This window comes from Aeromonas sp. MaB10011B, assembly GCF_017939325.1.
GTDB classification, from domain to species: Bacteria; Pseudomonadota; Gammaproteobacteria; order Enterobacterales; family Aeromonadaceae; genus Aeromonas; species Aeromonas caviae.
The window spans coordinates 1-6467 of record NZ_JAGKRK010000039.1 but is presented as its reverse complement, the minus strand read 5'-3'; the positions used below and the strand labels follow the sequence as shown (position 1 = coordinate 6467).

The following is a 6467-nucleotide window of genomic DNA, read 5'->3' as shown; positions in this document are numbered from 1 at the left end:
TTTGCGCTTTGGTGGCATCCATGAATATCGACTGGGAGAAGCTCCGCCACAAGTAACGGAGCTAACAGGAGACCAGCAGATCATTTTGGAGGTATTGGGTGAGCGCTATCGGCAAATTTATTCCTAAATCAGGTGCGGAATGTCGGCTTGACCCATCAGTTCGCGGCGATTCGCTAGCATGATGCCGCCCGTTGCCGTGGGCCATCGCCGCACCGTGCCGGTGTATGCCACCCGTTTTGGAGTCATACCATGAAGATTGTTCTGCCTTTGCTGTTTTCCCTCACTACTCTGACCGCCGCAGCGGGCGATCAGGGCAGCCGTACCCCGCCCAAGCCTCCGCACGAGCTGTCGGCCGAGATGAAAGCGGCGTTTGAGAGCTGCAGGGAGCATGGCAAACCGGGGGAGTCGGAATTTGACAACTGCATGTCAGATCTGGGATTTGAGCGGCCGGACGGCCCGGTACCGGCAGGTGGGAAGGAGGGGGGAGAATGAGGCCGAGTAAGCTGGTGCGGGCCCGTCGGTTAGGATGGGCCCGCACCGCTCACACCCGTTGCAGCGTCCCTTCGGTGACCAGTAAGGTGGTCATGCCGGCGGCCTTGCCCGCCTGAATGCCTATCCGGGTGTCTTCAAACACCAGGCAGTTGGCCGGGTTGGCGCCGAGCTGTTCGGCCACTTTCAGGAAGGTGTCCGGGTGGGGCTTGTGATTGACCACATCATCGGCACTCACCAGCACGGAGATGAAGGCATCGAGCCCGGTCTGACGCAGGATGTACGCCGCATGTTCCCGGGTTGAGCCGGTGCCTATGCCCATGGGCACCTTGCCGTGGTACTGCCTGACCAGCTCCCACATGGCGGGAAACACCCGGACGTCGTCGATCCGTGCCAGGTAGAGGGCCACCTTGCGCCGGGCAAAGGCTTCCACGTCGATGGTCAGCCCGTGCTGCTCTGCCAGCATGGTCACTATCTTGCGGGTGGGGATGCCGCCGTACTCGTTGAGCTGTGCCCGATCAAACGGCAGGCCGAACTCGGTACTGGTGATTTCCCAGGCATCCAGGTGCAGAGGCATGGAGTCCACCAGGGTACCATCCATGTCGAAGATCAGGGCGTCGTACTCGTCGAATCGGGGCTGTTCACTCTGGTGATGATCGCAGGGGGATGACTGGGGCATGGGGGGTGTCCTCTTCGGCAAAGACTCACCCTAGCAGATCCAGCGCGCAGATGTCGCGACCTTCATCATGGTTGGCAGTGGTTTTGACCATCGGCTAATGACATATGAGACAATAATGTGCCTTGCACCCCCTGTGCCGATATCTCATATGAGCGAGCCTGCCTATGTCCCCCAAAACCGTCTTCTCGAGCGTGGCCCTGGTGATCGCCCTGGGCTCACTGGAAAAGAGCATCGTCACCACCCCCTTGCCCATCATAGGGGTTGAGCTGAACGCCGGTGCCGCCCTCACCTGGGTCGTGACCGCCTATCTGCTGGCGGCCACTGCGGCCCTGCCCATCTATGGCAAGTTGAGCGACATGTTCGGCCGAGTACGCATGCTCAACATCGGTATCGGCCTGTTTCTGGCGGGATCAGTGGCCTGCGCCCTGGCCCAGGATCTGCCGACCCTGCTGGCCGCCCGCGTGCTGCAAGGATTGGGGGGCGGAGGGCTGATCGCGCTCGCCTTCACCGTCATCGCCGACTGTATTCCGCCACGGGAGGTGGGCAAGTATCAGGGGTATATCTCGGCGGTCTATGCGGTCTCCAGCATCGCAGGCCCGCTGCTCGGTGGCTATTTTACCGAGCAGCTCAGCTGGCGCTGGCCTCCCAGCTGCTGATATTCGCCGTGCTGGTCTACCTGCCGCTGCAGATGCAGTGGCAGAAGGGGATGGGGGCCGGCGAGAGCGGGCTTTACATGGTGATCTTCATGGTCTGCATCACGGCGGGGGCCTTCGTCGGCGGCAAGCTGATCGGCCGCACCGGTCACTACCGGCGTTTCGTGGTGACGGGCTTCGCCCTGGCGGCGCTGGCGGCGCTGGCGCTGTGGCAAATTCACTTCGATCTCTTTGCCAATCTGGGGCTGGGGTTCGCCGGGCTTGGCCTCGGACTGGTGCTGCCGGCCCTCTCTGTGGTGGTGCAAAATGCCCTGCCACGGGAGGATCGCGGCATCGGCATGTCCCTGTTCAACTTCGGCCGGGAGCTGGGTGGGGCGGTCGGTGTCGCCATCTGCGCCGTGTTGTTCCATGCCGCTCTGCCGGCAGGCAGCAGCCCCAATCTGGCCAGCCTGAGCCCGGCCGAACTGGCACCCGGTTTCAGCGCCACCTATATCGGCATGGCGCTGATCGCCACCGCCGCCCTGCTGGTCACCTTGCTGGCATTGAAGCGCCACGAGCTGGCCAGCAAGCACGCCTGATGGTTGCTATCGGATACAAAGAGGGCTCCCCGCGGGGAGCCCTCTTCATGGGATCAGGCTGGTGCCTTTCCTTCCGTGTCGTGGCCTTGTGCCACTCAGCCCGCTCATCGGGCGTCGTGGCGGGAAGGTGACCTGACAGGCTCGGGTTGCTGGCGCTCGGCCTGGGCATCGAGTTCCTTGCCGAGGAAGTAGTTCAGGAAGGTGCGGATGACCGCGATGATGGCGAGGCGCACCAGCTCCTCCTTGCTCGGTGCCACCGTGGTGGCAAGGATGTCGGCGGCGAGCTGGAACTCCAGCGCCAGGATGAGCCAGCTGCCGAAGCAGAGGCGGATACGGGGAAAGCCGGGCTCGTGATCCCGCACTCTGGCCGCCAGCCAGAGGGTCTTGCCAAGGCCGATGACCACGCAGGCGATGGAGATGATCTCCAGCAGCAGCTGGAACAACTCCACCCCGTGCATCATGCCCTCTTTCAGGCTCGCTATCTCGAACACGCGGGTTACCTCTCTGATTCAAAAGAGACACTTTTAACACGGCATGGGGGCCGGTTCCAACTCAGAGTCTTCTGAGCATCATGGCTATCTGGTCGATGAGCTGACGAGCGGCAGGGCTGATGGCCGCCAGTTGGAAGTAGCCATGGATGACGTCATGCTGCCGCTGGCAAGTGGCATCGACGCCAGCCTGCACCAGCTTGCCATACAGGGCTTCCCCTTCGTCGCGCAGCGGATCATATTCCGCCGTGACGATATGGGTCGGCGGTAATCCTGACAGGGCGGGATGGTGGAGCGGGCTGGCTTCGGGATTGCTGGGGGGCAGGCTGCCCAGGTAGGCGTGAAAACCGCTTGCGAGCATGTCCCGGGTAATGAGGTAGTCGTCACCGAGATCGCGGTAGCTTTGGCTCTCGCAGAGGGCATCCAGCATGGGATAGAGAAGCAGCAGGGCCTTGGGCAAGGGGGCGCTGGCAGCCTTGAGCCGCAAGGTGGTGACCAGGGCGAGATGACCCCCTGCGCTGTCGCCGGCAATGGCGAGACGTGCCGGATCTCCATGCCATTTCTCCACCTCGGCCATGATGACCCGCGTGGCGGCCAGCGCATCGTCGTGAGCCGCAGGATAGGTGTGTTCCGGGGCGAGGCGGGTGTGTACGGCGAAGATCAGGGCGCTGGCCCGGTTGCACAGCATCCGCATCTGGCGATCGTGGGTCTCGAAATCCCCGCTGACAAAACAGCCGCCGTGAAAATAGATCAGCACCGGATACGTGGGGACCGGTTTGTCTGCGGGCCGATAGCAGCGGATGGCGTGGTGATCGGCCTGCCACTCTTCGATGGCGCCCACCTCTTCCCGCTCACCGCCCAACAAGGCAGAGGCAAGGTAGCCGTCACGGCGCGCCTGCCAGCTCGCTGGCTCGCCTTGGGACGACCTGCGGCGATGAAGTCTGCCACCATGGCTGCGATGGCCGGTTCGAGTTGTTTTTCCATAAGACACCAATGACTGTATATAAAAACAGTCATTGTGCGCTTTTGGCCCGTGAGCGCAACCGGCGTTAGCTGAGGCAGCTCACAAAATCAGGCTTCAATCAGCACGAATTCAATCACATAGAGGGGCGGCAGTGCGGGGTAGATATCGCGGATCACATCTTTAAGCTCGGGGAGGGTCATGTTCTCCTGACGGGCGTGCTCGTCGCTCAGCGCCTCGAAGGCGACCGCCTGGACCGAGATGACTTCAATGGTGCCAAAAGGCTGGTGTTCCGGGTTGGTGAACAGGGCCAGGCGCTGGCCGGGCCGCCAGTTTGCCTCGCTCTCGTCGCGGATGGTGATGGTCTTTCGGCCAGCCTGGATGTCGGCGACAAAGCGGCTGAAGAAGGTGAATGCCGGGTAGGCCGGGGTGTGCTGGGTCATGTTGTCTCCGAAGGGCAAGGGGTGAGAGGGCGGCTCAGGCCGCGGCGGGCCCATTTTAGGAGGGGCGGGGGGAGCGTGCAGCACTTTTTACCCCGACATGTGAAGGGCGACCGACTGCGTTCACGGACCGGTAAAATGGCCGCAACTGAACCTGAATGTGAGATGATGCGGTCTCCTCTTTCTTGATATGTAACAAATCAAGGGGACGGGCTCTGTGGTCTGATGGCGTCCGGGGCCGGCCGTGGTTGACGTTGAACAAAAGGAGCAAGTGTGAATTCCGAGTTGATCTGGGTGCTCAGCATGCTGGTGGGTGCCATTCTCCTGTTTATTACCAACAAGGTACGCATGGACGTGGTCGCCTTGTTGATCATCATCCTGTTCGTGTTGAGCGGCACTCTGACCCTGCCGCAGGCGCTGGCAGGATTCAGCGATCCCAACGTCATTCTGATTGCCGCCCTGTTCGTGGTGGGGGAGGGGCTGGTGCGTACCGGCATCGCCTATCAGGTGGGAGATGCCCTGGTGAAGGTGGCCGGCAGCAGCGAAACCTGCATGCTGGTGCTGCTGATGGTGGCGGTGGCGACCCTGGGGGCCGTGATGAGTTCGACCGGGGTGGTGGCCATCTTCATCCCCGTGGTGCTGAGCGTGGCGAACCGGATGGGGATCCCGGCGGGCAGACTGATGATGCCGCTCGGCTTTGCCGGCCTTATCAGCGGCATGATGACGCTGGTGGCAACCCCTCCCAACATGGTGGTGAACAGTGAACTGATGCGCCACGACATCCAGGGGTTCGGTTTCTTCGGCTTCACCCCCATGGGCGTCATCATTCTGGGGATGGGGATCCTCTACATGCTGCTGATGCGCAACCGTCTGGTGCGTGAAGGAGAGGAGGGCAAGGGCAAGCAGATGGGACGCAGCACCATGCGGGATCTCATCCGTGACTACCGGCTGGCGGGGCGAGCACGCCGACTGGCGATCCGGCCCGACTCCCCCCTGATCGGCCAGACCCTCGACGAGCTGCAATTGCGTGCCCGCTTCGGTGCCAATGTCATCGGGATGGAGCGCTGGCGCAAGTTCAGGCGGGTGATGGTCAGTGTCACCGGGGTGACCGAGTTCCAGGCCAAGGACGTGCTGCTCATCGACATATCGGATCCCGAGGTGGATGTGCGGGAGTTTTGCAGCGAGGCGCGGCTCGAGCCCATGATATTGCGCGGGGAGTATTTCTCCGACCAGGCGCGGGAGGTGGGCATGGCGGAGGTCTCCCTCATCCCCGGCTCCCGGCTGCTCGGCAAGAGCATCCGCGAGGTGACCTTCCGTTCCCGTTACGGTCTGAGCGTGGTGGGGATCCGCCGGGATGGAGAGGCGCTGACCGGAAAGCTGGTGGACGAGGCGCTGCAGATGGGGGATACCCTGCTGGTGGTGGGGAACTGGAGCCTCATTCGTCAGTTGCAGACCCATCATCGCGATTTTCTGCTGCTGGGCCTGCCTGCGGAAGTGGACGAGATGGCGCCGGCCCGCAGCCAGGCCATCCACGCCCTGATTGCCCTCGGGGTCATGATAGTGCTGATGGTGACGGATCCCGTGCCCAACGTGATCGCGGCGCTCATCGCCTGCCTGCTGATGGGCAAGTTCCGCTGCATCGATCTGGAGAGTGCCTACAAGTCCATCCACTGGCCGACCCTGATCCTCATCGTGGGCATGCTGCCCTTTGCCCTTGCATTGCAGCAGACCGGCGGGGTGGATCTCATCGTCGGCGCGCTCATCTCGGCGGTGGGGGAGATGGGCCCCAGGGTGATGCTGGCCAGCCTCTTCGCGCTCTGTGCCGTCATCGGGCTCTTCATCTCCAACACGGCGACGGCGGTGCTGATGGCGCCCATCGCGCTGGGGACGGCCCATCAGATGGGGGTATCGCCTTATCCCTTTGCCATGACCATCGCCATCGCCGCCTCGGCAGCCTTCATGACGCCGGTCTCGTCGCCGGTCAACACCCTGGTGCTGGGCCCGGGCAACTACAAGTTCATGGACTTCGTGCGCATCGGCGTGCCTTTCACCTTGCTGGTGATGGTGGTGAGCGTCATCGCCATCCCCTGGTTCTTCCCGTTCTGACGACAGCAAACGATATGGCGGCCTGTGGGCCGCCTTTTTATTGCCTGCAGCGCTCAGCGAGATGAAAAGGGCT

Annotated in this window: 6 protein-coding genes and 1 pseudogene; 3 read left to right on the top strand and 4 right to left on the bottom strand. The window is 62.5% G+C overall.

Features of this window, described 5'->3' with window-relative positions; translation table 11 throughout:
- Positions 1–249: 249 nt before the first annotated feature.
- Positions 250–492: a hypothetical protein gene (locus J9893_RS11465; protein WP_210600750.1), complete on the top strand. Its 243-nt coding sequence runs from the start codon at positions 250–252 to the stop codon at positions 490–492.
- 49 nt (positions 493–541) lie between these two features.
- Here J9893_RS11465 and J9893_RS11460 read toward each other — a convergent pair whose 3' ends face one another.
- Positions 542–1168, bottom strand: coding sequence for a beta-phosphoglucomutase family hydrolase (locus J9893_RS11460; RefSeq protein WP_039039591.1), 627 nt, complete (start codon positions 1166–1168; stop codon positions 542–544).
- Between the two features lie 164 nt (positions 1169–1332).
- Here J9893_RS11460 and J9893_RS11455 point away from each other — a divergent pair.
- A pseudogene (locus J9893_RS11455) lies at positions 1333–2399 on the top strand (MFS transporter).
- A 104-nt stretch (positions 2400–2503) separates the two neighbouring features.
- On the opposite strand, the gene J9893_RS11450 reads toward J9893_RS11455, so the two are convergent.
- The 3 genes from J9893_RS11450 to yqfB form a co-directional block, all read right to left on the bottom strand.
- Positions 2504–2890, bottom strand: a complete 387-nt coding sequence (locus tag J9893_RS11450) for a DUF1622 domain-containing protein (RefSeq protein ID WP_210600751.1) — start codon at positions 2888–2890, stop codon at positions 2504–2506.
- A gap of 61 nt (positions 2891–2951) precedes the next feature.
- Positions 2952–3878 (bottom strand): alpha/beta hydrolase, encoded by a 927-nt coding sequence (locus J9893_RS11445; RefSeq protein WP_349237064.1) that lies wholly within the window; start codon positions 3876–3878, stop codon positions 2952–2954.
- 80 nt (positions 3879–3958) lie between these two features.
- A complete protein-coding gene (yqfB, locus tag J9893_RS11440) occupies positions 3959–4291 on the bottom strand; it encodes a N(4)-acetylcytidine aminohydrolase (RefSeq protein WP_210600752.1) in 333 nt (110 codons plus the stop codon).
- 270 nt (positions 4292–4561) lie between these two features.
- Here yqfB and J9893_RS11435 point away from each other — a divergent pair, with 270 nt between their 5' ends.
- Positions 4562–6394: an SLC13 family permease gene (locus J9893_RS11435; RefSeq protein WP_210600753.1), complete on the top strand. Its 1833-nt coding sequence runs from the start codon at positions 4562–4564 to the stop codon at positions 6392–6394.
- Positions 6395–6467: the final 73 nt, after the last annotated feature.

What these genes read in the sequence shown, in the direction of transcription:
- J9893_RS11465 (WP_210600750.1), top strand. Translation starts at nt 250, where the DNA reads ATGAAGATTGTTCTGCCTTTGCTGTTTTCCCTCACTACTCTGACCGCC.
- J9893_RS11460 (WP_039039591.1), bottom strand. Translation starts at nt 1,168, where the DNA reads ATGCCCCAGTCATCCCCCTGCGATCATCACCAGAGTGAACAGCCCCGA.
- yqfB (WP_210600752.1), bottom strand. Translation starts at nt 4,291, where the DNA reads ATGACCCAGCACACCCCGGCCTACCCGGCATTCACCTTCTTCAGCCGC.